Origin of the sequence: Acaryochloris sp. IP29b_bin.148 (genome assembly GCF_028285565.1) — a bacterium.
Taxonomy (GTDB): Bacteria; Cyanobacteriota; Cyanobacteriia; order Thermosynechococcales; family Thermosynechococcaceae; genus Acaryochloris.
In genome coordinates this window covers 1-26,621 of sequence record NZ_JANQOY010000233.1, presented here as the reverse complement: position 1 = coordinate 26,621, position 26,621 = coordinate 1, and the positions used below count along the sequence as shown (strand labels likewise).

Sequence of the window (26,621 nt, the reverse complement as noted above, 5' to 3'; positions counted from 1 at the left end):
CATAAAAGCGATCCGAAAACTCATTGGCCACGGGCTTGACTTGAGCAAAGCTTGTTTCCAATAGCTCAACTTGCAAGCCAGAATCAGCAGGTGGAGCTGCAGCGTCTGGTTTGAGCTGGACATCTGCCTCTGAATACTCGGCACCGTCTAGCATGATGGTGGTAATGGCACCATAAGCGTCTACCCAGGCCGTTTGAACCTCCTGGGTCCATGCATTCCCTAGGTATTCTTCAAAGGTTTTGAGTAAGGTTGCCCCCACCAATGGGTAATGCTCGGGCAAGGCCCCATATTGGACATGCCGAGCCCCCAGACCTTTTAGAGCATTGCTTAACGTATCGGGTTGGCGTAGATTTTCAATCACTAACACGAGCGATTGCAAGAGCTTGACCCCTTGCTTTTTCATGTCAGTCCCCTCAAAAAGAGGTTTAGCCTCTGGGTAATCCGTGAATAAATGGTTATAAAAACTTGTAACAAATTCACTAGATTGAGGTTTTATTTGCTCAAAGCTACTTTCAAGGAGTTCGACTTGTAAGGCCATAGATTTACCTATTGGAGATATTAAATTTCGAGGCTAGTTAAAATTCAATTGCCTCAAAAAGCTGCCTTCAAGGACTACAAAAGGAGTTGAAAACTCGATAAGTGTAGATAAATTAGCACTCATCTTTAGAGATTTTTTGCTTGGGCCTAAATAGGCAAAGTGAGGCTGATTATGTATTTCTAGAATAGACTTTTACAACACCAGTTTACGCCAACCCTTCCGCATCATAGGCGGATTGAAGACAGCTATAACGCCTTCACCCAAGACGATTATGCATAAATACCTTGACATTCCTAAACAGCATTAAGCTGCAAAATCAAAATATGCATTCAAAGGTAAAAAATAATGATTCAGAAGGTCGTATCAATTAATACAAATGACGAGATTGACACAACAAAAAACGCATAGAATTAATGCATAAATAGCATAATTAAGTGTATTTTTACCTAATACAAATAAAGCTAGTAAATAGTATAGAAATATACATTATTTAGGAATGTTCAACGCACCTCGTTTTCGTAGTAGTAATTTTTGCTCACTGGACAGCCCTTCCGCATCGGTAAACATAGCCCCTGAAACAATGCTGTTGGAAAAATCAACATTCAAAAGTTGAGTTTTTTCCAAATTGGCATCCCGAAAATCTGTATGCTCTACTTTTGCTCCGGTTAAGTCCGCCTGTTCTAAATGAGCACTATAGAAAGAAGCATGGTTCAAGAGGGCGTCGCGCATACAAGCCTGCCCCAAGAACACGTGATCTAAACTGGCTTCTAGGAGTTGGGCTTCCATTAGATTGGCTTGGTCAAAGTGACTGCCAATTAAATCAGCCCCTGTAAAATCCGCCTTTTGTAAATCGGACTGTACAAAGCGAGAGCGTTCTAGACGGGCATGGGCAAAAATGGCTTCAGGAAATTGAGCCTGACTCATATTGGCGTCATTGAGCTTAGCCCGGCTGAAGTTAGCCCCCTTGAAATCACCCTGAGACAGGTCTGCCCTGATTAAAATGGCATCTCGGAAGGAGGCATATTGGCCAGTGGCTTCTGCTAAATCCACCGACTCCAAGATGGCGGTGGCCGCATTGGCTTGATTTAAATGGGCACCATGGAGCTTGAGCTTAACCCCATGAATCCCCATCAAATTAGCCGAGTCAAGGCGCGCAGAGGTAAATTGGGCTTCCGTGAGGAAAGCATCCTGGAGGCTAATTCCTGTCAGGGTCGCAAAGATTAAGATCGCTTCCGTAAAGTCAGCGCGATTACAGGAGACTCCAGATAAATTAGCCACCCGCAGATATGCTTGGGGAAAGTGGCCATCATCCAGACAGCATCCTTGCAAATCGATATTGCTAAGTTCTGCTCCTTTTAAAGAAATGCCCTGTTGAACTTTCGTTTGCACCTCTTCCGGTGTAAGAACAGCCATCGATTAGGTTTCCAATTGGTGTATATAAGGTGGGACAGCACTAAGCATCAGCGGTTTGCACTTCAGGCACCGAGGGGGAAGCACTGCGATGCTGCTGAGAACGATAGCGGAGAAGGGTTGCCAGCACGAATAAGCTATCCATGCCGGCCAAACCAGCAATCAGCACTGCCGACCCCCCAGTTCCGAATCCATAACTATGCAGTCCCGTTCCCAGCACAAAATTAACGCCATACCAAGCCATCAGTACGGCATTAAACGCTAAGACACTGGCAACATTCATGCCAAATTGTCCTAACCAGCCCGCTAAACGGCCATGAACAGGCGCTAAATAGCAAAGCAAGGCAATTAAAGCCCAGGTCTCTTTTGGATCCCAACCCCAAAATCGCCCCCAGGAAAAATGTGCCCAAATGCCGCCCAAAATAATGCCTGTCGTTAGCAGCAATATCCCCACTTGAATCACGCGGGTATTAAGCCGGGACAGGGCGCTTGCGGTTGCCCCTCCCTGGGGATATCGCCAATATTGCACCAAGGCCAGATGTCCTAATCCCATGGCCAAGGCGAAGCTGGCATAGCTAAGAGTGATGGTGGGGACATGGATACTGAGCCAAAAGTTATCCCGTAACACAGGCACTAAGGGCTCAATGCTGGGGTCCAAAACGGCAGGTAAACTATCAGCCAACAGTAGGCACACGACGGTAAGGGGAGCCGCCGCGTACAGATAAGAACGGGCCCGGGTTTGAAGTTCAAAGCAAAAGGCTAAGGCGGCAATCCCAAAGCCGACCCAAACCACAGATTCATACATATTGGTAACGGGTGGACGGCCTGCAATTTGCATGCGGAGGCTAAAGCCAAAGGCTTGGACCAAAATCCCCCCAAGGAAGGTTCCCATACCTGTCCAATACAAATTGAGGTGGGGAATGAGTTGACTGATGAGGAGGCTCAGGAATGCTATCCCATAAAGTTTCCAAGCTTTTCCAAAAGGATGGAAGTGATTGAAAAAGACTTCCCTTTGCAATGTGGCCATCGCTGGATAAATCTCAGGACTTAAGTCTGCTAAGGCCTGTTGCAATAAGGCTATAGGCTCTGCCAAAGACTCTAAATCATCCCCCTGGACTTGATACTGCTGGTTGAGCTGCTCAAACTGAGTCTGAATCTTGGCCGCCACTTCAGAGGGATAAAGCTGTTCAGCTTCCGCAATCCCGACCCAAGTTCCTTTGATGTCCATGGGATGAGGCACCAAAGGTAAAGTTTGGCTGCCAACCGTATCCAACATCAAATTAAGGCGATCTTCGAGGGTCAAGGCTTCTCGTTCATCCCGTGTCAGGGGTTGCTCTTGTAGCTGTTTGGTATGGGCCTGTTCCAAGATCAGACCTAAATCAGAATTAATCAGGGTAGAAAAACTAAAGTGCTTTTGCTCTAAGGGCAGTCCCAATTGGGCCTTGAGGGGGCGATAGTTGACCAACACAAAGGGCTCGTCATTCCAGTCCCGGCTGTTGAGCCACAAAGACCAATAGGTTTGGGAGGCATTTAAGATATCACCCCTCGCCAGCTGATAACGCGAGGAGCCATGAATAGTGGCAACTGTTTCCCTCGCCACTGTATCTAAGGGTTTTTTGCGGCCATCTAGTTGCACAGCCAGTGTGTCAACCGACATTTGGGCCGTGGGTTGCCATTGACTGAAAGGGGTGACTATCAGCAAGCAAGCGAGACAGAGTCCCCATAGAAATTTTAATTGAGTCATTATCCATCCTGGGTAGCAAGGGGTAGGGGGGCGGGTTCAGCAGCAATAGGCTTAGTGGGTTTCTCCAGCGCTACTGAGACAGGCCGTTTTTTCCATAGGGTAGGGCCATAGAACATCACACCAATACCCAATACAGTGAGTAAGGCCCCACTCCAGGTCAGCGCGGTCACCCACAGGGGTTCGCGTTTAATTTGCAGCGTGGACTGGTTCAAATCGCCAGGATTCCAGGAGGCTTGGGCAATTTTCCATCCCTGGTACCAAGTGGGATGATTCATCCAGACCGACCGCTGTTGAGTAGAGTCTCCCTGCAGATTTTCGATGCGGATTTGGCTGGTCCACATGGCCACCGACTCGCTACCTTCATTCCGTTCAACGATAAAATCATCCAAACCCACCTGGAAGGGTAAGGCCAGCATGCGGGGACCAAAGGCTGCCATTTTGGGATGCGAACCATCGGCAATCAGTGTTGATTCTCCCCAGGTCAGCCATTGCTGCCCATCCGCTGAGGCCACTTGCAACGCCGGAACTCCTTCAACGCCAGGTGGAGCGGGTAGGCGCTCTTGGAGCCGCTTCCCATGGGGAAGCCAGTCTGCCAGGGTGATTTTAAAATCTGCCCAGCCCGGCTGAATCATTTGATCTATCACCAAAGGCCCTGAGGTAAAAGACTGGGAGGAGCGGGCTGCATAATATAGCTTTTGATTGGCAATAACGACTCGGAAGTAATCGCTAGCCGGGGAAGGCGGAACTTGATATTCCCATTCCAAACCCAGTAAAGCTTCATCCCCCGCCAAGATAGGTCCGGCCTGAGCAAAGACAAACCAGCGTTCTTGCAGATCGGCCTGAGTTACTTCTACTTCTACGGCTGGATTCAGCCAATCCTGAGACGCCGTGATCGGCTGATTCTGGTCACCCAAGCGAAAATCAGGCCACACGTTCAGTAAGTGAACCTGGATATCATTGATGACGGCATCCTGGCGGCGTAAGTCATCAATGGCCAGTGGGGTATCTACGTCTCCCACCTTCATCAGTAGGGTTCCAGATTGGCGGGCTTGCCTTTGAGCTGGATCGGCTAATAGCTGTTGGAGGTCGGTTTGATTGGCAGCTTGCCGCAGTTCCAGTTGAGCTGGCCCTAAATCCACCATTTCAGCAGCGGGCGATAACCACTGATCGAAGGTTTGACCCATGCGATCGCTACTCAATACCAACCGGACGGCAGGGCTATCTGTAGTGTCTCCTGCTCGATACTCAACAGTTTCAACAGAATTTTCGTCGTAATCTAGCAAGGTCAACCCAGCAAATTGGTGGGGTGAAATGACTTTATCCGGTGTCACCATCACCGCCACCTGCTGAACTTGGCCTTGATCGTCCATTACTTCCAGGAGTTCACCCTCGACCCGCACCAAATGGTTGGCAGGCTGATCGGTGCGCACCAGCAATAGTCCTTCCACACCCAAGTGAATCACCGCCGCAGAACCGGCAATCAGCACAATCAACCCCAAGTGAGTCAGGGCAAAACCCACTTTTCGTGCCCCTCGCCAGGGATAACGGGACAGGGTAGAGACGCCCAAATTGACCGCAAGCAGAAACATCAAGGCTCCAAACCAAGGACTCTTATAGATCTGCTGTTGAACCACCAGCGATCCAACTTTACTTTCGTAAAAGGTGGCCCAGATTAAAATACTTGCGATCGCACCCAGTACGGGTACCGCCAGTTTAATGGACCCCAAAAAGCGGACAAGTTTGGTGAACATTCAGACCTCAGATCATCAAGAACCTGTCCCCATTTAGTCTGAATCAGCCTGTAGAAAATGTAGTGGATGTATCAAATGGAATAGGGCAAAAGCATCAATTATGGTTAAACCACATAACTTTTATGCAAAAAAAGGATTAAACTTACTCCAAGGATTTCACCAAGCCTACTCGCCCTAGCAAGTCCGATTCTGCTCATAACAAGGCCCCAAAATCTACTTTGAGCCACGATTGAGGTTATGCATATCCATCGATATCTAAAAGATTAAGTTTTGGTGGTATAAATGTCGCAACAAGCGTAATGGAGATTCCCTCAAGGATGGGTTGTAATAACGGATTATTTATCAGCATTCCAACCGCATCATGATTTCTCTTGATTGAGATACATTATGCCACCGTATCCATAACCTGAGATATCTGAGGGTAGTTTATGACTGTGTTTGAGGGATCCTTTAAACCACCTGTGATTGGGGCTGACGAAGTACCGATCAAAATCACTGGATTGGGAAAGTGTGAGTTAACATCCGATGGTCTCAACATTCAGGGCTTCAAACATACACCAAAGGTGAGTAGCTCATTATTATTCATTCTCTTCTTTGTGGCTTTTTTCGGGATAATTCTGCTAAGAGTTGTTTGGCCTGGCATTCCCACTTGGCTCAATGTTTTACCCCTTGGTGTGGTTGTTGCGCCCTATCTTAGGGGGCAGGGCAGCGATCATCAAGATGAACCCATTGAACTGTGGGTTCCTTGGGAATACGTTGCCGGTGCCAAATTAGAAAAGATTTCTCCTGCTGTCATTATTCGAATAAAAAAATACCGATATAAAAATGAATGTTACAAAGGTGCACTGTACTTTCACCCAGTTAATGAATCAGATGAGTTTCTAAAAGCATTGCAAGAGCATGGTGTGCAGTGCAAACCTTAAACCAGGGGCTGCGTCAAAGTTGTTCCATGGTGACGGTATAGCGAAATTGCTGGCCGCGCTCAAAGGAGCCTACCCAGATCGCATATTTGCCCGCAGGCAGCCGATCGACGACCCAACCGGCATCCTTACCTTGAGCAGAATCATCCACACAATAGAGGCGATTGCCGGGACCTTTAATCAGCAGGGTGGTATCCCGTTGGCTATTGACTTGGAGCTTGAGCTTATTTACCCGTTGCTTTAGCACCAACATATGATCGGGGCTCGGCGAACCATACCCTAAGCACAAATTATTTTGTCTGTCTCGCTCTCCCACAATTCGATGGAGCGCCATGGCCCCCTTTGCATATCCTTTCACCGTTTGGGAGCGAGAGCCTGGCGCTAATTTGAGACTGGCAAAATTAGCAGGATTTGCGATGGCCGAAGGCCGCTCTTTGAGCATCGCAGGCCAACCCGATAATAGGATCGAGACCGTCACCATTAGCCCTTTGAGCGGCAGAGAACATCGCTGCCACCGCTTGCACTCGTTGCGTTTTTGCATACCTTGCACCTCAAACGTCTTAATTCCATCGACGTCCTTCGCATCCGTTAGACGCACACCCTGGGATTAATGTTGCTCTATTATGTAGCGTGCCCACTGATCTGACTGATTTTGGCGGTTGTGTTCATATATCGTCAGACTTAGAAGAATTACTTAATACTTCTGCTGGGGGCGAGGTATCCCCTGAGATTAAGCGTATGCAAGAGGCTCAATCGACCTATGTCGATACACTTTCCACGCTGAGCGGGATGATCACTCCCTCTGCGGTCAAGCCCAGTTGGATGGCCTCTTGGCTGTGAATGGTCCTACCCGTTAATGCACAACGCATCTCAGCTTGAGCTGTGGCGGGAAATAAAGCTGAGATTTGGCTGCGTTCGATGGCAGGCGTGAAATCGCCTGACTTTTGTTGAACATAGTTCCAGAGAATGTCACGAATCAGGGCCTGATACCCTTGGTGGCCTGAAAGATTCTTGAGCTTATCTTTCAACTCTCGCTCCAACCGAATGCTGGTGACTTGCATTTCAGTGGTAGGGACGGAATGAGTGATAGACATTTACAATTCCTCAATAATCGAAACAGCCTGGTTAAATTGTACTACGATTGTAGTATATTTGACCTGATCACCGCATTACGTTAAAAGTGAATGACAAAAGTGTCCTGATGCGGTAGGAATAGCCCCCAATAGGGTCGGTCAATCCTAAAAAATAGTCTGTTCCGAATCAATTTTAGGGCTTGAATGCATTTTAGGGAGTGGGGTTTGTCAAACAAGTGGGGATTGAGGGCATTGCTGAAATTTAACTACAGTAAACAAGGCACCATTTTAGAATCGGTAACGGCTCCCCTTGAAGATGTGATCAATCGACGTGTATTACTGGCGGTGCGAACGGCGCAGCCGATTCATGTGGAACCGAGTTTTGTGTCCCTGGTGGTCCCCTCTGCACTCCCAGAACTACGGGGATTAGCTACAGAGCTTGCACAGGGCGATTGCGATGCCATTTCGCTCTGTGCGATGGAGCCGGACGTATCAGCCCCTTCGGAACAGCCATTACGATCGGATGAGGTTAACGACAATATTGAAGTGGTGCTGCGTGGACTATGGCTCACCCACCATCCAGAAGCGGAAGAGGGCATCTTTTTCACCTCTCTGACCTCCGAGATTGAGGAACACATCGAAGAATTGTGGTCGTATCAACCCCGCGCCTTACCCTAAGGGGGAATCACGACAGAATGGCTGGCACGAGACCAATTCTGGGTAGAGTAGATATGCTGAACCAACAATTGAGGAATTTATGTCCCTGCAAATGCTACGAACGCTAGTGTGGACAGACTGTCGTCTGGCGCTTGTCTTTTTGGTGTTTTTTCCCCTGGGGCTGCTGGTGTGGGCCATTATTGAAAATGCCCAACCCATTAGTCGACTGTTAGTGGTGTATTGGCGAGTGGCGAGTTTATTGCTGATCACGCTGTACTTGATGATGGCTCAAGTGCCGCTAAGCTTTATCACGCTGTTTGTGGCATTGCTTTTGATTCCAGCCAGTCTCTGGTTTTGGGTCGATCTGAATGAAGAAATTGATGATCGCCGAGGCAAGCTCAAAGTGGCCTTAACGACCTGGCGGTGGGCCACGACGCTGTTCTGTTTGGTCTCGGCAACAGGACTTTCTCCTTCCTTGGGCTGTGCTGGATCTAAAGCTGCGATCGCAGCCCCGCAATGCCAGATCTGGTTAGAACCCGCCTATGGCGTTGCTGCGATTGTCCATAGCAGCTCGGGTGTGGGGCGAATTAATATCTTAGCCACCCTAGCGTTGATTTTGTATGGGTTCTACTTCGGTTATTTCTTGTTGTTTCGCCTCTCGAAGCAGGGACGGTCTGCCACAGGATATTAAGTGCTAAGACGATCGGGCCTATGACTGTTGAACATCGATTAGAACAATACACCCTGCAATGCCCTCAAGAAGTGCTGATCGTCAAAGCTGAGATTGAGGGAGAACCCGATGAAATTGCCATTTTTCGCGGCGTTTCCAGTTCGCTAATGCGGCCCACCGCCTTTGATGTTGAGGTGCCGATTTTGCCGGAGGGGGCCACCATTGTAGCGATTGATCGCTTACAAGGTCCCTATGACCCCGCCCATCCTCAATATCTACAGCAAAGGCTGTCTTGGGCAGACTTTTTACCCCGACTCACTCAGCTAGGTCTATAAGAAAGGTCATAGGCTAAGCGGTTGGGTTCAAGATTCTCAGCGAGTTTGATAGGCTGAAGAATATCAAGACTGTATGCGATCGCTGTTGGAATCGGAGTGAAATGGATAATTCTCTAGCCACCCTCTATTTAGGACTATTTTTAGTCTTGCTTTGTTTTGCGGGCTGGTTCGTTTTTCGCCAAGTGTTGAAAACCCGTAAAAATGAACTGAAGATTTCTAAACTAGAAGCCAAATTTAAACAAGAAGAGGGTTCGATCGAAGAATATTACGAGCTGGGCAGTATCTATCTCAGGAAAAAACTGTTTGTGCAGGCGGTCAGCCAACTCAAAAAAGCCTTAAAAGCAGCAGAATCAGAAATGGGTGTTGTCGCTGATCTGGAGGACGAAGAGGACGCGGAGGGTGACACAACGGCGATGGAACCGTTGGCCCCCTTATACAACGCCTTAGGCTATGCCTATTTTGGCCAAGAGCAATTTGACTTAGCGATTCGCCACTACAAGGAAGCGCTCAAGAGTAAACCCAATTATTTCGTGGCCATGAACAATCTGGCCCATGCCTATGAGCGCAAAAAGCTGATCCGGCAAGCCTTGGAAACTTACGATCAGGTTCTGTCCCAAGACCCGAACAATGATACGGCTAAGCGCCGGTCCCGATCGCTCCGCAAACAAGTCGCCGTCTCTGGGTAAGTCCGATGCCAGATTCCCTGATGTACAGTGACGAGGAGATGTATGTTGTTCTAGAAACCAACCAGCCTGAACAGCTGATTTCGGCTGCGGAGCTATTGACTAAACTGGAGTCCGTTCTGTCCACGCAACAGGACGATCTTCCCCCAGATTTGCAGTCTATCGACACCATTACCGCGCAAGCCCAGCATCTGATGGCGACATCCTGTGAACTCGATGTGGGACCCAGTCAATTTTTACAGTGGTATGTCGTGCGCCTAGAGAAATAGGCGCACGGCCGGAAAGGTTCTTAACTATGGGAGCTTAAAGGTTCTTGCTTAGGGTACCGCGTTGGGCGCTGTGCATGGCTCGCAGGACTGCCGCCGGATCAACAAGTTTACCGCGATACTTCAACGTCCAATGAAGATGGGGACCTGTTGTCCGACCGGTCATGCCGACCCGGCCAATCCGCTGGCCCGCGCGTACCCGTTGTCCTTGGCGAATTTTGAGCCCGCCATCCGCCATATAGCGACCTTGACCATCTCTGGCCACGCGGCCTTTCAGGTGACAATAGACATGGACCCAAGAACCCGACTGCACACGCACAGAGGTGCCACAGGCCGTATGGTCAGAGACACTAATCACTCGGCCAGACCACCAATTGCGGATATAGCTACCGTTGGGCGCTGCAAAATCGAGACCCGTATGAAATTCGGTCGAATATCCGCCCGTCGGAGAAGAACGATAGCCAAAGGGAGAGGTATATCCCTGAAAATTCTCCACAGGGAAAGACCCATTGCGCCAAATGGAGGTTCCTACCGCAACCTGGGGAGGCTGATTGCCCACAGCCTGCTGACCCACAGCAGAGGCGAGACTCAGCCCAACTAAACTTGCACCAGCAACAGATAACCAGCGGTTGCGATTCATTCCGGAACTCCTGTATTAATGACCTCAACTTGTTCAGCTGACAATGGCCCAGTGATAAACGTAAACAATAAAGAAAACATGAATTCTCTTATAGCGTCATGCCCAGTATCTGTCAATGATGCAGGATCAAATTACTGACTCCATATGACGAATCACACCTTGCAATGGAGATGTCTCGTACAGATGGAAGATCTAACCCTTTGACTGCCATTTTGCCACTCTAGTTCCTTATCCTTCTCAATCAAGGGGCAATGTCGATCAGGCGTCATTGGCCCTATCTGCTGTTGATGACGCGATTGCGCTTGTGTAAGGAAAACCCTGACAAGGTTAGACTGAAGCAATGGCAAACACCGCAGGCAAATATTCCCGACTCCGCAAACTTATCCAATATCTCCGTCCCCACTGGCGAAGTGTCCTCTTGGGTATTTTGGCGCTATTTGCGGTCAATAGCTTGGGGACTTACTTACCGCTCTTAATCCGTACAGTCATCGATGATTTGGAGGTCGTTTTTAAGGCCACTGATGAATTAGAAGTGGCTGCTAGCTTTGGCCCCATTCTGCCCAATATTTTACTGATTGGCGGCCTGGCTTCTTTGATGTGGTGTATTCGCATGGCCTCCCGCATTCTGTTGTTTGGAACGGGGCGTCAAGTTGAATTTGATCTCAAACAAAAAATTTTTGAGCATTTATTGTCTCTAGAACCCTCCTATTTTGCCACCAATACAGCGGGTGACTTAATCAACCGAGCTACCAGTGATGTCGATAATATTCGTCGGCTCGTTGGCTTTGCGGTTCTCAGTCTTGCCAATACGCTATTTGCCTATGCGTTGCGCTTACCCGTGATGTTCGCCATTGATCCGGTTCTGAGTTTGGCTGCGATCGCAGTTTATCCTCTGATTCTTCTCCTCGTCCAAGTCTTTAGCCATCGTTTACGCAATGAGCAACTTGCGGTCCAGCAGTCCCTCTCGAATTTAAGTGAGCTTGTGCAAGAGGACATGAGTGGGATCTCCTTAATCAAGATCTACGCCCAAGAGACCAATGAACAGACCGCCTTTAACCGCCTGAACCAGGCCTTGCTAGAGGCGAATCTTAAACTAGCCAAAACGCGCAATATTCTCTTCCCGGTGTTGGGCGGCATGGCCAGCATCAGTTTATTAGTGCTGTTGGCCCTGGGCAGTCGGGCCATTCCCTCCGGCGGCATTAGTGTCGGAGATTTTGTGGCTTTGCTGCTCTATGTTGAGCAATTAATTTTTCCCACGGCGCTGCTGGGCTTTACCATTACCGCCTATCAACGGGGCGAGGTCAGTATTGACCGGATCGAAGCAATTTTAGGGGTGGAACCTCAAATTCACAGCCCAGAACAGGCCATCCGCCTCGATAAGCACCTGGTTAAAGGTGCCCTCCAAGCCAAAAATCTTACCTTTACTTACCCAGGGGCAACGACACCCTCGCTCAATCAGGTCAATTTTCAGATTCAACCGGGTGAAACGGTGGCGATTGTGGGACCTGTGGGTTCGGGTAAATCTACCCTCGCAAACGCCATTCCCCGGCTGTTAGATATTGCCCCTGGGCAACTGTTTGTGGATGGACATGATATTACGCAAGCCTATTTACGAGATTTGAGAGCCGCCATTGCCTATGTCCCTCAAGATAGTTTTCTGTTTAGCACCAGCCTTAAAAACAATATTCGCTACGGCAATCCGCTCAGTGATCCTTCAGAGGTCGAATATGCCGCCAAGCAATCCCAAATTCATGAGGAGGTCTTAAACTTCCCCCAGCGATATCAAACGATTGTGGGGGAACGAGGCATCACCTTATCTGGAGGGCAACGCCAACGAACGGCTCTATCCAGGGCTTTATTAGTCGATGCTCCCGTCTTGATTTTGGATGATGCCCTCTCAAGTGTGGATAATCAAACGGCAACGGATATTCTCAATAATTTGTCCGGCGGCACCCAGCGCAAGACGGTTGTGTTTATTTCCCATCAACTTTCAGCGGCTGCGATCGCAGATCAGATTTTGGTGATGGATCGCGGAGAAATTGTCCAAATGGGTACGCATGATCAGTTGGTGCAACAGCCCGGCTTGTACCAAACCCTATGGAATCAGCAAAAACTGGAAGCGCAGCTTTTGTAGAGCGGAGGGCGCTCTGTGGGAGATAGGTGGCCATGGAACTCTAGAGCTGATTACCCTCGGGGAGCGAATCTTCTACGGGTTTCAATTCGATTAATTGTTTGAGGGTGCGAATGGGAAACACCTTGGCCACTTGCCGATAGGGGGCCGTAATGCCATCGGGTCCCACCACATAGTGGGTGTCATTTTCGTAGAAACTATCGACCACGACACCCGCTTGATAGGCCAAGGGATACCATTTTTCATAGTGTCGGTCAATCAAAACCAGTGTCCCTGCCGCATTGACCCGATAGGCTTTGCCCACATAGCCGGTGGCGTCATAAAAGATCTGGTGAATATGTTGATCCAGCTCCGTCTCATCGGAGAATTGCGGCCGATAAAAGGCCTTAATCTCTTCTTCCACCCCCAGTTCCTGGAGGCGATTATGTAAGCCTTGCTTATTCTCTGAAAAATAGGCGTCTCGGGCGGGTTCATCCTGCAAGAATTTGAGAATAATCGAGACAGGTACGCCCTGAACCGTCAGGGAAGGTCCTAGAACGATAGCAGTCAGGACCGTGATCACCGTCAGTCCTGCACCTAATTTGAGCAGCGTTGCGCGGATAGATTTTCTAGACATATTCCTTAGTCTAGCGATTCCATCTCAACTTGTCGGTATCTTAGGATCAGCCAGAGTTCGCCCCTGAGTTCAGCGCTGCCGAGGGCAACGAGACCGTTGAATCACTGGGTCACTCGGGATTATTGATAATTGACAATGCGGGCAAATCCCTCTCCTGTCAAACTTGCGCCGCCTACGAGCGCGCCATCAATTTCTGGCTGAGCCATAATTTCATCTACATTGTCTGGTTTGACGGACCCACCATATTGAATCGTGACATTGGCATTGGTTAACCGAGAGCGAATTAAGCCAATCACCCGGTTCGCTTCACTACTCTCACAGGTGTCGCCAGTGCCAATCGCCCAAATCGGTTCATAGGCAATAATTAAGTTGTTTTGATCAACTCCAACCAGACCTTTCTCCAGTTGCGCAAAGATCACCGCTTCTGTTTCCTGGGCATCGCGTTGGGCTTTAGATTCGCCTACACATAAAATGGGTGTTAACCGATGCGATTGGGCTGCCTTAAGCCGCTGGTTAACCGTGGCATCTGTCTCACCAAAGTACTGTCGGCGCTCGCTGTGGCCAATGACAACATATCTCACCCCAGTTTCTAGTAACATGGGACCTGAAATTTCACCGGTATAGGCCCCTGTATCTTCCCAGTGGATATTTTGTGCCCCCACCTGCACCCGACTGCCATGCAAGTTCTTAGACAGCGCTGTTAAGGTGGTAAAAGGCGCACAGAGAATAACATCTCGATCGTCGGGGGTGTTCTCTAGCAGGGGAAGAAAGGCACGTAAAAATTCCAGGGCTTCTGCCTGGGTTTTATGCATCTTCCAGTTGCCTGCGATCGCAATTTTTCGCACGGTTTATTTAAATTCAATTTAAGTGAATGCCTTATTCAGTGTAAGGGCTTGGGTGACGCATGACTAGGACTGAGACAGTCGAACCCCCGTCAATACCGTATGGGTGCGCTCGATCGGGCCTTGAGAATTCACTTTCGCTAAAAACAATAGCCAAGTTGTATCGTTTCTTACCGAATAGCAGGGCTAAATTCGTTACTGTTTTTTCATGACTGTAATCTAAGCTACATATTCATGCGGCTCGAGCAACTGCAAGCCTTTTTATCCGTGGCCCAAACTGGAAGTTTTCAGCAAGCGGCCAAAAAATGTGGGGTCACCCAATCCACAGTTAGCCGACAAATTCAAGGGCTAGAGTCTGAATTAGGGCTCCCCCTACTGCATCGAGGCGCTCAAAGCAAACTCACCTTAGCGGGGGATCAGCTGCTCCCCCATGTCCGCAAGATCTTGACCGAATGGCAAAATGCCACGCAAGAGATCAACGATCTCCGGGCTGGAAAACAGCCGGAACTTTGTGTCGCCGCGATTCATTCGGTCTGTGCGCACTATTTACCCCCCGTCCTCCAGAAATTCTGCCAACTCTATCCAGACGTGCAATTACGGGTCACATCCTTGGGCAGCGATCGCTCTTTGAAAGTGCTGCAAGATGGTTTGGTGGATTTAGCCATTGTGATGAATAATCCGATGCTGACGAGCCAGTCTGAGAACGTGGTGGACTGGCTGTATAACGAGCCGATTCAAGTGCTGATGTCGGCCAAACATCCTTTAGCGCCACATCCTGTGATTTCCTGGCCGGAGTTAGCTCAATTTCCTCAGGTTATGTTCAAAGATGGGTATGGCATGCAGCGGCTGGTGCAGGACCAGTTCAAACGTCAGGGATTGGAACTGAAAGCGGTACTCGAACTCAATACCCTAGATGCCTTTCGAGGTGTGATTCGTCAAGGAGAAATGATTTCTCTCCTCCCCCGAGGGGCATTAGTGGACTCTCAAAGTGATCCCTCTCTGGCGATTCGAGATCTCGCGGCTCCCGATGCCCAGGATCTGACGCCTCAGTTTAATCTGACTCGGGAGGTGGTGATGGTCACCACTCAAGACCGATTGTTAATTCCACCTATTGCTAATTTCCGGCGTTTGGTTCATGATTCCTTCATTGCCAATGTCCCTTAGCACTGACCAAACTAGCAAAATGGTTACTGCACAGCGTCAGGGGCGGCCTTCACTCTAGAATTGGCACAGTCAATCGCCATGAGTCAGACGTTTCGTGAACTGTTGAAAAAAGTCGGTAGTGGACGGCATACGAGTAAAGATCTAAGTCGCATTGAGGCTCAAACGGCCTTGGAGTTGATGTTGCAGCAGGAAGCAACCCCAGCCCAAATTGGAGCATTCCTGATTGCTCATCGGATTAAGCGGCCCACGGGCACTGAACTCGCAGGTTTTTTAGATGCCTATGAGCGCTTAGGGCCGACGTTACCGGCTTTACCCGATCAGCAACGGGTTGTGGTTTTTAGTGCCCCCTATGATGGCCGATCGCGAACGGCGCCCGTCTTACCCATCACTGCCTTAATTTTGGCAGCCTCTGGCTGTCCTGTATTGCTGCATGGGGGGGATTGTATGCCCACCAAGTATGGGGTCCCCCTGATTGATCTATGGCAGGGATTAGGGGTGGACTGGACCCATCGATCGCTGACTCAAATTCATCAAGTGTTATCGGAGTGTGGGCTGGGGTTTGTCTATTTACCGGAACAGTTCCCGTTAGCGCATGGGCTGGTGGACTTTAGGGAGCAGTTGGGTAAACGCCCGCCCTTAGCCACCACGGAGCTGCTCTGGCATCCCTATGGTGGCGACCACGTTTTGATTTCTGGGTTTGTGCATCCTCCCACCGAAAATATGATGCGAGAAGCGTTGGCGTTGCGAGGCATTCATGAGTTCACAACGGTGAAGGGGCTAGAGGGCAGCTGTGATTTGCCGCGCGATCGCAAAGCCATCCTGGGGGTCAATCGTCCTGAACAGGATCCCCACTGGCAACGACTAATTTTATCGGCCGGAGACTACGAGTTAGGGGGGCCTGAAGTTCCCTATTACTCGACAGCAGCCTTAATAGAGCAATTTCAAGCCGTTCTTACAGGGCAAAGCGGTGAATTAATGCCAGCCGTGTTGTGGAATGCGGGCTTCTATCTCTGGCATGTGGGCAGCAGTTCCAGTTTAGAGCAGGGGATTCAGGCCGCGGAAAATTTACTGCTGCAGGGTACGGCCAACCAAGTGCTCCAGCAGGTTCAGCAAACGCTATCTGCACTTTAGATGCAGCGTTCGATGCTGCCAGAACTAGGCAAGCCCCTACCCGAGATGAATCAGCCTCCTTTCACTGACCCGCATTATTCTGAGCACGGGGTTACAGCCCTTGTTTTGGCAGGTGGGAATAGTTCGCGGATGGGAACAGATAAAGCATTGCTACATTGGCAGGGCATACCCTTGCTAGAGCGCGTTTGTCAGGCTGCGGCTCAGAGTTGCTCAAGGGTGTATGTTTTAACGCCTTGGCCTCAGAGATATCAGCTTCTACTTCCAGAGGGGTGCCATATTTTATTGGAGTCTATCTCTGGGCAGGGGCCGTTGGTCGCGCTTGAGCAAGGCTTGAGGCAGATCTCGACGACTTGGTTGCTCTTGTTGGCGTGTGATTTGCCGCTCTTGAACCCGACAATTCTGCAAAGATGGATTACCCTATTACCGGATGAGGAAGTGATGGCCGTTGTGCCTCACCATTTGGGTCGGTGGGAACCCCTGTGTGGGTTCTATCACGCTCAAAGCCATCCTGATCTGCGATCCTTCCTGAAGCAAGGGGGACGATCCTTTCAAGCCTGGCTATCAACCCTGACGACTCAGAAAATAGCCCTGGATGCCACAGCTACAGCCATGCTCTGGAACTGTAACTCCCCTGAAGATTTAACGCCACCTGAGGTATAAAGCATGTCCACGTCCACGAATCATCCTGCTGACGATATCTTGTTTTTTGACTTTGAAGAAGAATTTGTGGAGGATTTGCGTTGCATTCCGATGATCGTTCGCTTCAAGCTCGACACCTGTGGAATCAAACTAAAATTGGCGGAATGGAACCAATTTAGCGAAGAGGAGCGAGAGCAATTTACGTTTCAACCCTGTACCTCGGAAGACGAAATTGAGGATTATCGGGAGTTCCTTAAGGATTTGATCTTTATGTACACTGAAACGGATGCCGCCGAAATCCCGGTCGAGGAGCATCCACCTTGGTTAGACACTGCGGTCATCCCTCCAGCGTTAGTCGAGAAAGCACAGACGCATGAGGTTGAGATCAGTCTGCAACAGTGGCAAGGTTTGAGTCCCTTGCAGCGATTTGCTCTGATCAAGCTCAGTCGGCCCAGTCATGAAAATAAGAATTTCCTACCCGCCTTACAGGAATTCCAGTTACTGTAAGTCATCTGCCACCAGCACGACCTGCTCAATGGGGCGATCGCGCAATAACCGTTTGGGCACGCTGCCTGGATGGGTCGCGTAAATGGCACTGCCATTGGTATAAATCACACCACCATGGGCATCAATATCGTAGGAGATCACCCCTTCTCCAATCACCTGGAGTTCACCCTCAGGACGTTGACAGATCAATTGCCAAGAACGGGGCACAAGGGCGGGAGAGTCCTGATCGCCAAAGCGACGATTCTTTTCTGCTTCAGCCCCCGTATTGATCAGATTGCCCCAGATCAGAAGATCCTGCTTGGCTTGTACTTGAGGCGGCCCCGACTTCACTAAAGGCTTCCCGGTATAGGACTGTGTAAACAGATTTAACCACTCATAGAGAGCTTGGATCAGGCGAAAGGGAATTAAGAGTACGTCTTTGAAAAGCGTCAAAATATTGAGTCGACGTTGGCGGGGCTGATAAGGACGGCGAATATAATAAAGCGAGCCATCGGCCGTCATTTTAGGGGCCAGCAGATCAAATTTAGGATTTTCGGCCAGGGTGACCATTTCTCCAGACTGGAAATCCAGTTTTTCAATGGTGAATGGACTCTGTTCCAATACAAAACCCTCTGGATTACGGGCAATCCCCGCTGACTGAAAAACGAGCGTCTTGGTTGGTCCTGGAATCCAATGGGGGGCAAGATCGATGGAATCGCCAGCAGTAATTTCTCTGGGTCTCGCTCCGTTGATAGACATAACCGCAATATTGGCGGCTCCGTCTTTGTGCATCACGGTACAGGCAAATTCCTGTTGTTGAGGATGAACGTTGAGATGTTGAACTGCAAAATCCGAATGGTGAAAGAGACGCTGCTCTTTTTCTAAGGCTGCATCTAGAGTAAACACGCCGGTGACATCCCCGACTGCTAAGGTGTAGAGCAATTGCCCGGGATGACAGGGACTGACGGACCGAATAGCTACGGGTAGCTTTGCTTCGCCCCTGGTCTCCATTTGCTGGAGAAAAGCGGTTGGAATCATACCCGCCATGGGATTTTTGTCTTTCCAAGCATTGCGCTGCTGACTGCGGAGGGCTCGTTCCTGCACGTCTTGCCCAAATTGGCTGTTAATCGTGCGGACTGGAGACTCACCAAGCTTGAGATGTAATTTGCCACCTGCTAGATATGCGAAATTGAAGCGCATGGACATCGGTAATGATGGAGAGTAAATATCTACGATAGCAATTTTGTCGGGCGCTGGAGGAGGCTAGCTGACGCTAAAACATGGGGGCCTTAAATTTTGAAAAACCAGTGCTGCCGATATAGGAAATAAGCCACTAGCCACCAAAAGCCCAGGGTAAGCAAGGCAAATAAAAAAGTCCCCAAGGGAATACTGGTCCAACTCTGAAAGAGAGATTTGAGTAGCCAGTTAAAGGCATTAGTGGCCTGCTCACCCGACCCGATAGGCGTTAAAACCAATGTTTTGAGCACTAATATGGAGGCAACAAAGATGGCAATGGAGTTGAGGCCTAAGATTTCAAAGGGCTTACCCCATCGCCGTCGTCGACGCACTTCAATGAGTTCATAACAAGCGGCTAGCAAGAGTAGAGAAATGCCTGCGGTAAACAGTACGTAGGAACTGGTCCACAGTTTTTTGTTGATGGGAAACCAAAGATTCCAGAGGAGGCCCAGCCCTGTACTCATGCCCCCGTAAAACAGCAGCGTGAGGCTTTGGCGACTGGTTCTGAGCTTGAGGCCGCTGCTGCGGTGGCGGAGCCAATCCCCCGTAAAATAGCCCAGAAGCACGGTTGCGATCGCAGGTAACGTACTAAACAACCCCTCTGGATCACCCATCCCATTAAACTGATCGCCTTGATATAAATGGGCTATACCAATCATCATGCGATCCATATAAGCGCCAAAGTTCCCGATGCGCGTCAGGTTGCCCGCCCCAAACTCAGGTATAGGGATAAACGACAACGCCAGCCAATAGCCTACCAGTAGCAAACCTGTAACGCCCCACTGACCTTTACGAGGCAGTTTGAGCACAATCACGGCTGAGGCCAGGTAGGTCAAACTAATGCGCTGCAAAACGCCCATAATCCTTAGCGTACTCAAGTCATAGGCCCAAAAGCCATTCAGCAATAATCCTAAAAGAAACAAAATGATGCTGCGTCGCAGAATGCGGATATAAACGGATAATTTGGGTTGAGAGAAGGTCTGGGTGTATCGAGCCAGGGAAAAGGCCATTGCGGCCCCCAATACAAATAAAAAGAAGGGAAACACCAAATCAGCCAAAGTCCAGCCATGCCAATCTGCATGTTGCAGTTGGGGATAGGACTGTTTGACGATCCCAGCTGTATTGACCATCAGCATGCCAGCAATGGCGATCCCGCGAAATACATCTAGAGAACTCAAACGAGACGAGGGAAAAGAAGTCATGAAAAATCGGGTAGCCTGTCTCCACTATAGTGAACTGGAATGCTCCCCCTGTGCAGAGCGTTAGACAGATCCACCGATTGGGCAACCTGGTATTGGGGTTTCTCAGAGAAGGCTCATCTGCCAATGTCATGATTGCAGCCGTTTCAGCATCAGAGCGCAATCATCATATTTAAAAAAATTGAAATAATCGGCTCAGTGCTGGGCACTTCCTAACGTCACTAGCTACGATAGAAGTAGGGTTTTCCATTGAAATTTATATTACTCAAATCGAGGCAGACGTCACTTCTAAAGTGATTGTGGGAAAAATTGGTTTGAGGGAAGCATACCAGCCATCTTGAGCGGCCTATCGTTATGGTCGTCGTTCAATCTGGCTCGTTTTCTGCTGCTTGGAATTATGAAGGTCTGCGGTTGGGGCAGTCATGCTGGGAAAAAATTTAAAACTGTATGGGATCAGCCGCCAATATCTCTGGCTGATGATGGTCGGTTTGAGTTTGGGGATTAGCTCACTGATCCTGCAAGCTTATTTGAATCAAATTGCTGCTGCGGATCTGCCCTCGCAGACCCGTGCTATGGAAACGAGTCTGCTGAACACAGCGTCAGGATTTCGCCAGGTCCTAAGAACGCTTGAGGACATCGATCGCCAACAGCGCCGTCAGTATCAACCGTCTCAGCAGTTTCAAGGTCGGATCATTGATGGGGTTCAGTTGCCATCCTCACAAAAAGTGATTGCCCTGACCTTTGATGATGGTCCTTGGCCTCAGACCACCGCCAAGATGTTGGATATCTTGCAAGCGCATGATGTAAACGCCACCTTTTTTGTCTTGGGGAGCAACATTATCCGCTTCCCTGATTTACTTAAGCGAGTGGCTCAGGACGGTCATGCCATTGGCAATCATACTTGGAGCCATCACTATCGGTATCACTCTCCAGCACTAGCTCAACGCGAAATTCAATTAACGTCTCAAGTGATTGAAAAACACACGGGTTTCAAAACCCGCTTATTCCGTCCGCCAGGAGGGTATCTGGACAATGGGTTAGTGGCTTATGCCCGGACCCAAGGACAGACCACCGTGATGTGGACTGTGGATGACACCTATTCAGGAACAGTGGAGCAGGCCGTCAATAATGTGATCCAAAATGCGACCCCCGGCGGCATTGTTCTGATGCATGATGGTGGGGGCGATCGCCAGCTGATGATCCAAGCGCTGCCCCACATCATTACCCAACTCAAACAGCAAGGCTATCAATTTGTGACGGTTCCTCAACTGTTGGATATGGCCGATAAATTGGAACAGTAACGATTTGAGGTTCACCAGAGGTGGCGATACCTGGCTGTGGCAATCCTCTAAATTCCAAACAGCGTTTGAATCCGTCGCCGAATCCAAATCAAGGGATCATTGCCCGTGGCGTCTGTGGGATCAATGGGCGTTAATCCTAACTCCTCTAATACTTGTTGCCGTTGTGAGAGAGACTGGGCAATTTCCTCTGCCAGTGCGGTGTGGTTTTGCAGCAACTTTTGTAAGGCTTGGCGATCCACTACAAATAGGGTTGTTGCTTCAATCACACGCATGGTCGCTGTCCGCGGTGCCCCTGTCAGTAAGGAGATTTCTCCAAAAAAATCACCCACGGAGAGGGTTGCCAATCGGCGCGCTAACTTTTCGGAAAAGACCTCCACCTTTCCTGACAGGATCATATAAAAGGATTCACCCGACTCATTTTCTCTAAAAATAATTTGATCGGGGGCATAGAATTTTCGATAGCCTTGCTCAATCAAGACTCTGAGCTGGGCATTGGTGCAGTTCTCAAAATAGCTGACCTGGCGAAGGAGAACGCGTAACGTACTGGTTTTAGTGATTTTGACGCTCGCTTTTGGCTTGGGATCAGGGCGCTCGTCAGAATGGGCAACCGACGTCGAAGAAACCCCAGCCTGAGGGTGTAAGGTTTGCGTGACTGCATCAGGATTTCGCAACCATAGATCTCTCTGGGGAAATGGAATATGAATGCCTTTCCGTGTCAGTTCTTGCTCAATCAAGAAGTTTAATGAACTGGTAATAGGTTCATAATCATAAGGCTGATTGATCCACACCAATACCTCAAATTCATAGGCATGCTCGCCAAAGGATTTAAACCAAACCTGTGGTGGTGGATAACTGAGGACTCGTGACTCAGCCCGAGCTGCAATCAACAAGGCTTCAGTGACTAACACGGTATCGCTGCCATAGGCAATATTGACCGGAATATGCAACCGACTTTCAGGGGTTTGGTAAGTCCAGTTGATCACATTTTTGGCAAAAAAACGTTGATTAGGAACAATGACAAATAAGCGATCTTGCGTGCGCACAATCGTAGAACGAATGGAAATACGCTCTATGGTGCCGAGCAAACCATCCACTTCGACAAAGTCCCCGACTCGGAGCTGCTGCTCTAGTAATAGGGTTAAACCACTGACAAAATTGCTGGCCAGTTCTTGCAGCCCAAATCCTAAGCCAATGCCCAAAACCCCGGCAATCACGGCTAGAGAACTGAGATCTAAGCCGAAGGAACGGAGTAAGATCACAAACCCAATCATAGCCAGGGTATAGCTGATGAGGGTGGAGATCGCTGCCTGTGCCCCTCGTTCCATTCGAGTCTGAGGCAGCAGCCGTTTTCTCAGCCACTGACTTAATAAGCGTGCGGCTAGAAACACCAATAAGGTGGTGACGACAAAGATTAACAAGGTCGCCAGGGAAATGGGTTTTCGGTCTAGATCGAAAAAAGGGGTATTGAGCCATTCCCAGAGTTTATCGGGCAATGCCCGAACCCCTTGGAGAAATAAGCGTCGAACTCCTCGTAGTCCTGGAATCAGGATCAGGATGTTGTAAAAGGCAGCAAGCCAAATCCCCAGGCGCAATCCAAAGAGTAAAGCGCTTTGCAAGAGCTGAGCACCCGGTAATCGTGATCGCTGGGATTGTCTGAGTTGTCGCTTCACCCATCGACCAATCAGCCAATCTGCGATCGCAGCCCCGCCTAGGATCCCCACTACGATGAATAAACTTTTGAGGAAATGGACATCAATCAGGAGCAGCGTTAGTCACCTCAATTTTATTGACAGCATAAAGGGGTGAGCATGACTCACCCCTAATGTAGTTTTATGCGATTAAGCTGTCTTGTGGCGATGTTCCCAAAATTTAGGAGACCTTAGCCGCTTCAGGAAACTCCAGCATTTTGGATGTTTCTAGGTTGCCTTCTGCACTAGAAGCAGACTCTTCCCTCAGAAATTGTTGAGAAACACTCACACTTTGATGGAGGCGGAGGCGATAACAAGGGATCGTATCTGACAAAATTGCACTAGCCATCATTCCCGTATGAATTTCCAATTGAGCCTCTGGTAACGACTCAAACATCAAACGCTGTCCAGGAAAGACCACCCGTTCAAAATACCAATTAGGAATATTGGTAATCCGAGCGACTTGGATTTTATTGGATGCGTTGACGTAACAGCAGACAATGCAGTCTGGATCGTTTTGAGGAAGCGGGTCGATGATTTGTGGCATGGCAACTCACGAAAAAAGATTTATGGCGGTTTTTATTTAAGGTGTTTAACGCAAATTTAAGCTAACATTCTTCGATCCCAGGTGGCTGTAAATATCGTTACTTAAATCAACTAACATGGATAAAAAAAGGTTTCTTTATGTTTTCTTTAGAAGTAACAGAGTTACTTCGCACGGGATCAAACGTTGAAATTCTAGCTTAGTTCTTTGGGATCGTTGGGGCTACATCACGAAGGAAAGTCGCTTAGATCACCTTGCAAGGTCAACTCAGTACTATGATTAAGATATATAACTAAGGTATGACTCACCGTAAACCTTAACCTTCTCTCAAGGCGTGATGAACCACTCCCGTATTCTCTACATTCGTCTACCTTGTAATCCAATTTTTCCCATTGGGGTCGTTTATCTTGCCGATCATATTCATAAGTGTTTGCCGCAAGCTGAGCAACGGATTTTTGACTTGGGTACTGTCCCACCGCTAGATTTCAAACCTGCCCTCGATCGATGTATTGATGACTTTCAGCCTGATCTCCTCGTTTTCTCTTGGCGAGATATTCAAATATACGCTCCCGTCGGTGGCAGAGGCGGAAATCCCTTACAACATGCTTTTGAACTCTACTACGGCAAGAATCCTTGGACAAAGTTAAAGGGTGCCTTTGGCGGATTAAGAGTTTTTGTTGCCTATTATGCGGAACTATGGAGAAATTCAGGCTTAATCAGACGAGGGCTCAAACGAGCACAGCGATATCGTCCGCAAGCAAAAAATGTTGTAGGGGGCGGTGCAGTCAGCGTTTTTTATGAACAGCTCGGCACCCAGCTACCAAAAGGGACCATTGTATCGGTGGGTGAAGGCGAGGTCTTGCTAGAGAAGCTGCTGAGGGGCCAAGAATTTCGAGATGAGCGGTGCTACGTGGTGGGAGAGAATCATCCGCGCGATCGCATGATCCACGAATGGCCCACCGAGATCGAGAAAACCGCCTGTGATTACCCTTACATTGCCAACATTTGGCCTGAGTTCGAATATTATTTTGAGTCCGAGGATTTCTACGTCGGGGTGCAAACTAAACGGGGATGCCCCCACAACTGCTGCTATTGCGTCTATACCGTTATTGAAGGCAAGCGAGTCCGGGTCAACCCCGCTGAAGAAGTCGTTGCTGAAATGCAGCAGCTTTACGATCGCGGCATCCGCAACTTCTGGTTTACCGACGCTCAATTTATCCCCGCTCGTCGCTATATCCCCGATGCAATCGAGTTACTCCAAAAAATCATCGATGCCGGTTTGACCGACATTCATTGGGCTGCTTATATTCGCGCAGATAATCTCACCCCTGAACTTTGCGATCTAATGGTCAAAACAGGGATGAATTATTTTGAGATTGGGATCACTAGCGGCTCCCAAGAGCTAGTTCGCAAAATGCGGATGGGATACAACCTCCGCACGGTTTTACAAAACTGTCGTGATCTCAAGGTCGCAGGCTTTAACGATCTAGTCTCGGTTAACTACTCCTTCAATGTGATTGACGAACGTCCAGAAACCATTCGCCAGACCATTGCTTACCATCGAGAACTAGAGAAAATTTTTGGAGCCGATAAGGTTGAACCCGCCATTTTCTTTATTGGCCTCCAGCCCCACACCCACCTGGAAGAATATGCCTTCGAAAATAAGATCTTGAAGCCGGGTTACAATCCCATGAGCTTAATGCCCTGGACCGCCAAGAAATTGTTATGGAATCCTGAACCGATGGGATCGCTGTTTGGCGAAGTGTGTCTCCAAGCTTGGAAGCAAAGTCACAATGATTTTGGGCGAGAGGTGATGAATATCTTAGAACAGCGGTTTGGTCGTGCTCCCTTAAATGAAGCGTTGACTGCTACGATTGAGCCAAAAAAACGGTCATTGGCAACAGCTAGCCGGATGGGATAAGGTGGCTTTCCCTCACAGGTAAATCACGAGTTCTAGGTCGTTATTTGACAAAGCGCTCATATTGCAAAACCCCTCATCTTGAAAAGAAGTGAGGGGTTTTGTTTTGCTAAACTCTCAAGTCATGAGGTCAGAGATAAGGGCTTACCACTTCTCGGCAACATACTCAGCTAGGTCAAGCACACGCTGACTGTAGCCCCACTCATTGTCATACCAAGCGACAACCTTAATCATATTACCGCCCATGCCCATGGTCAGAGAACCATCGACAATCGAGGAGCAGTCATGACCTTTAAAGTCACCGGAGACCAACGGCTCTTCGTTGAAGGCAATGATGCCTTTCATGGAACCTTCAGAAGCCTGCTTAATCACCTCATTAACTGATTCAGCAATCGCGGGCTTCTCAGTTTGAGCCACAAAGTCACAAACAGAGACGTTAGGCGTGGGAACTCGCAAGGCAATACCATTCAGCTTTCCGGCAAGGGCAGGAATAACCGTTCCCACCGCTTTGGCAGCACCCGTAGACGTCGGCACAATGTTGACTGCAGCAGCACGAGCCCGGCGCAAATCTCGGTGGCTCGCATCCAAAATGCGTTGGTCACCCGTATAGCTGTGGGTTGTGGTCATCAGACCATGAACAATACCAAATTGCTCATGCAAAATTTTAACCACAGGAGCCAAACAGTTGGTGGTACAACTGGCGTTACTCAGAATCGCTTCGCTGGGATCATAGTCTTCATGGTTAACCCCAACCACATACATACCCACACCACCTTTACCCGGTGCGGTGATTAAAACTTTCTTCGCCCCTGCTTCTATATGCTTAGAAGCCCCTTCTTTGGTGACAAAAACGCCCGTGGACTCGATCACCATATCAATATCCCAATCGCCCCAGGGCAAATTGGAGGGATTACGATCAGAGACACACTTAATCACCTTGCCGTTGGCAACGATAGTGTTATCAACCGCTTTGATATCTGCATCTAAGCGACCCAGCATGGAGTCATAGGTCAACAGGTGGGCATTTGTTTTAGGGTCA

27 protein-coding genes are annotated in these 26,621 nt (G+C 49.0%); 13 read left to right on the top strand and 14 right to left on the bottom strand.

Annotated elements, in window-relative coordinates; all coding sequences use genetic code 11:
- The 4 genes from Q0986_RS20965 to Q0986_RS20950 all read right to left on the bottom strand — a co-directional run.
- Nucleotides 1-538: globin domain-containing protein (locus tag Q0986_RS20965; protein WP_299415294.1), on the bottom strand; the 538-nt coding region annotated here is incomplete at its 3' end.
- Between the two features lie 486 nt (nt 539-1,024).
- Nucleotides 1,025-1,951, bottom strand: coding sequence for a pentapeptide repeat-containing protein (locus tag Q0986_RS20960; protein WP_299415290.1), 927 nt, complete (start codon nt 1,949-1,951; stop codon nt 1,025-1,027).
- Between the two features lie 40 nt (nt 1,952-1,991).
- The gene (gene ccsA / locus Q0986_RS20955; RefSeq protein WP_299415286.1) at nt 1,992-3,692 is read right to left on the bottom strand and encodes a cytochrome c biogenesis protein CcsA; all 1,701 of its coding nucleotides are present in this window, start codon (nt 3,690-3,692) and stop codon (nt 1,992-1,994) included.
- Nucleotides 3,692-5,443, bottom strand: coding sequence for a cytochrome c biogenesis protein ResB (locus Q0986_RS20950; RefSeq protein ID WP_299415283.1), 1,752 nt, complete (start codon nt 5,441-5,443; stop codon nt 3,692-3,694). The genes ccsA and Q0986_RS20950 overlap by 1 nt, the downstream gene beginning before the upstream one ends.
- Nucleotides 5,444-5,871: 428 nt before the next feature.
- On the opposite strand from Q0986_RS20950, the gene Q0986_RS20945 reads away from it, so the two are divergent.
- On the top strand, nt 5,872-6,366 hold the full coding sequence (locus tag Q0986_RS20945; RefSeq protein ID WP_299415280.1) for a hypothetical protein: 495 nt from the start codon (nt 5,872-5,874) through the stop codon (nt 6,364-6,366).
- A 13-nt stretch (nt 6,367-6,379) separates the two neighbouring features.
- Here Q0986_RS20945 and Q0986_RS20940 read toward each other — a convergent pair whose 3' ends face one another.
- Together Q0986_RS20940 and Q0986_RS20935 are read right to left on the bottom strand one after the other, a co-directional pair.
- Nucleotides 6,380-6,904 carry a hypothetical protein gene (locus Q0986_RS20940; protein ID WP_299415277.1) on the bottom strand — a complete coding sequence of 175 codons (525 nt, stop codon included), beginning with the start codon at nt 6,902-6,904 and terminating at the stop codon, nt 6,380-6,382.
- A gap of 217 nt (nt 6,905-7,121) precedes the next feature.
- On the bottom strand, nt 7,122-7,457 hold the full coding sequence (locus tag Q0986_RS20935) for a hypothetical protein (protein WP_299415274.1): 336 nt from the start codon (nt 7,455-7,457) through the stop codon (nt 7,122-7,124).
- Nucleotides 7,458-7,661: 204 nt separating this feature from the next.
- Between Q0986_RS20935 and Q0986_RS20930 the strand changes: the two genes are divergently transcribed.
- The 5 genes from Q0986_RS20930 (at nt 7,662) to Q0986_RS20910 (ending at nt 10,050) form a co-directional block, all read left to right on the top strand.
- Nucleotides 7,662-8,114: a hypothetical protein gene (locus Q0986_RS20930; RefSeq protein WP_299415271.1), complete on the top strand. Its 453-nt coding sequence runs from the start codon at nt 7,662-7,664 to the stop codon at nt 8,112-8,114.
- Nucleotides 8,115-8,193: 79 nt separating this feature from the next.
- Nucleotides 8,194-8,784, top strand: coding sequence for a DUF3177 family protein (locus Q0986_RS20925; RefSeq protein WP_366918646.1), 591 nt, complete (start codon nt 8,194-8,196; stop codon nt 8,782-8,784).
- Between the two features lie 20 nt (nt 8,785-8,804).
- Nucleotides 8,805-9,098: a hypothetical protein gene (locus Q0986_RS20920; RefSeq protein WP_299415263.1), complete on the top strand. Its 294-nt coding sequence runs from the start codon at nt 8,805-8,807 to the stop codon at nt 9,096-9,098.
- Nucleotides 9,099-9,199: 101 nt separating this feature from the next.
- A complete protein-coding gene (locus tag Q0986_RS20915) occupies nt 9,200-9,784 on the top strand; it encodes a tetratricopeptide repeat protein (RefSeq protein ID WP_299415260.1) in 585 nt (194 codons plus the stop codon).
- A 5-nt stretch (nt 9,785-9,789) separates the two neighbouring features.
- Entirely contained in the window at nt 9,790-10,050 is a 261-nt protein-coding gene (locus tag Q0986_RS20910; protein WP_299415256.1) for a chlororespiratory reduction protein 7, read from the top strand.
- A 34-nt stretch (nt 10,051-10,084) separates the two neighbouring features.
- On the opposite strand, the gene Q0986_RS20905 is transcribed toward Q0986_RS20910, so the two are convergent.
- Nucleotides 10,085-10,687, bottom strand: coding sequence for a M23 family metallopeptidase (locus tag Q0986_RS20905; protein ID WP_299415253.1), 603 nt, complete (start codon nt 10,685-10,687; stop codon nt 10,085-10,087).
- Nucleotides 10,688-11,027: 340 nt separating this feature from the next.
- On the opposite strand from Q0986_RS20905, the gene Q0986_RS20900 reads away from it, so the two are divergent.
- Nucleotides 11,028-12,821: an ABC transporter ATP-binding protein gene (locus Q0986_RS20900; RefSeq protein WP_299415248.1), complete on the top strand. Its 1,794-nt coding sequence runs from the start codon at nt 11,028-11,030 to the stop codon at nt 12,819-12,821.
- 40 nt (nt 12,822-12,861) lie between these two features.
- Here Q0986_RS20900 and Q0986_RS20895 read toward each other — a convergent pair whose 3' ends face one another.
- Nucleotides 12,862-13,434, bottom strand: coding sequence for a hypothetical protein (locus Q0986_RS20895; RefSeq protein WP_299415243.1), 573 nt, complete (start codon nt 13,432-13,434; stop codon nt 12,862-12,864).
- A 119-nt stretch (nt 13,435-13,553) separates the two neighbouring features.
- Nucleotides 13,554-14,279: a triose-phosphate isomerase gene (gene tpiA, locus Q0986_RS20890; RefSeq protein ID WP_299415214.1), complete on the bottom strand. Its 726-nt coding sequence runs from the start codon at nt 14,277-14,279 to the stop codon at nt 13,554-13,556.
- A gap of 231 nt (nt 14,280-14,510) precedes the next feature.
- On the opposite strand from tpiA, the gene Q0986_RS20885 reads away from it, so the two are divergent.
- The 4 genes from Q0986_RS20885 (at nt 14,511) to Q0986_RS20870 (ending at nt 17,717) form a co-directional block, all read left to right on the top strand.
- Nucleotides 14,511-15,440, top strand: coding sequence for a LysR family transcriptional regulator (locus Q0986_RS20885; RefSeq protein WP_299415211.1), 930 nt, complete (start codon nt 14,511-14,513; stop codon nt 15,438-15,440).
- Nucleotides 15,441-15,518: 78 nt separating this feature from the next.
- Nucleotides 15,519-16,571, top strand: coding sequence for an anthranilate phosphoribosyltransferase family protein (locus Q0986_RS20880; protein ID WP_299415208.1), 1,053 nt, complete (start codon nt 15,519-15,521; stop codon nt 16,569-16,571).
- Nucleotides 16,572-17,231: a molybdenum cofactor guanylyltransferase gene (locus tag Q0986_RS20875; protein ID WP_299415205.1), complete on the top strand. Its 660-nt coding sequence runs from the start codon at nt 16,572-16,574 to the stop codon at nt 17,229-17,231.
- A 3-nt stretch (nt 17,232-17,234) separates the two neighbouring features.
- On the top strand, nt 17,235-17,717 hold the full coding sequence (locus Q0986_RS20870) for a nitrate reductase associated protein (RefSeq protein WP_299415202.1): 483 nt from the start codon (nt 17,235-17,237) through the stop codon (nt 17,715-17,717).
- Here Q0986_RS20870 and Q0986_RS20865 read toward each other — a convergent pair.
- Entirely contained in the window at nt 17,709-18,896 is a 1,188-nt protein-coding gene (locus tag Q0986_RS20865; RefSeq protein ID WP_299415199.1) for a hypothetical protein, read from the bottom strand. The two genes, Q0986_RS20870 and Q0986_RS20865, sit on opposite strands and share 9 nt — an antisense overlap.
- Before the next feature lie 89 nt (nt 18,897-18,985).
- On the bottom strand, nt 18,986-20,134 hold the full coding sequence (locus tag Q0986_RS20860; protein ID WP_299415196.1) for a DUF5009 domain-containing protein: 1,149 nt from the start codon (nt 20,132-20,134) through the stop codon (nt 18,986-18,988).
- A 419-nt stretch (nt 20,135-20,553) separates the two neighbouring features.
- Here Q0986_RS20860 and Q0986_RS20855 point away from each other — a divergent pair, with 419 nt between their 5' ends.
- Nucleotides 20,554-21,432, top strand: a complete 879-nt coding sequence (locus tag Q0986_RS20855; RefSeq protein ID WP_299415193.1) for a polysaccharide deacetylase family protein — start codon at nt 20,554-20,556, stop codon at nt 21,430-21,432.
- Between the two features lie 47 nt (nt 21,433-21,479).
- On the opposite strand, the gene Q0986_RS20850 is transcribed toward Q0986_RS20855, so the two are convergent.
- The gene (locus Q0986_RS20850) at nt 21,480-23,153 is read right to left on the bottom strand and encodes a cyclic nucleotide-binding domain-containing protein (protein WP_299415189.1); all 1,674 of its coding nucleotides are present in this window, start codon (nt 23,151-23,153) and stop codon (nt 21,480-21,482) included.
- 148 nt (nt 23,154-23,301) lie between these two features.
- Nucleotides 23,302-23,667: a DUF1830 domain-containing protein gene (locus Q0986_RS20845; RefSeq protein WP_299415185.1), complete on the bottom strand. Its 366-nt coding sequence runs from the start codon at nt 23,665-23,667 to the stop codon at nt 23,302-23,304.
- 334 nt (nt 23,668-24,001) lie between these two features.
- Between Q0986_RS20845 and Q0986_RS20840 the strand changes: the two genes are divergently transcribed.
- A complete protein-coding gene (locus tag Q0986_RS20840; RefSeq protein WP_299415182.1) occupies nt 24,002-25,585 on the top strand; it encodes a photosystem II high light acclimation radical SAM protein in 1,584 nt (527 codons plus the stop codon).
- Nucleotides 25,586-25,726: 141 nt separating this feature from the next.
- On the opposite strand, the gene gap is transcribed toward Q0986_RS20840, so the two are convergent.
- Nucleotides 25,727-26,621 (bottom strand): type I glyceraldehyde-3-phosphate dehydrogenase (gap, locus tag Q0986_RS20835; RefSeq protein ID WP_299415179.1); only part of this gene is annotated, 895 nt, incomplete at its 5' end.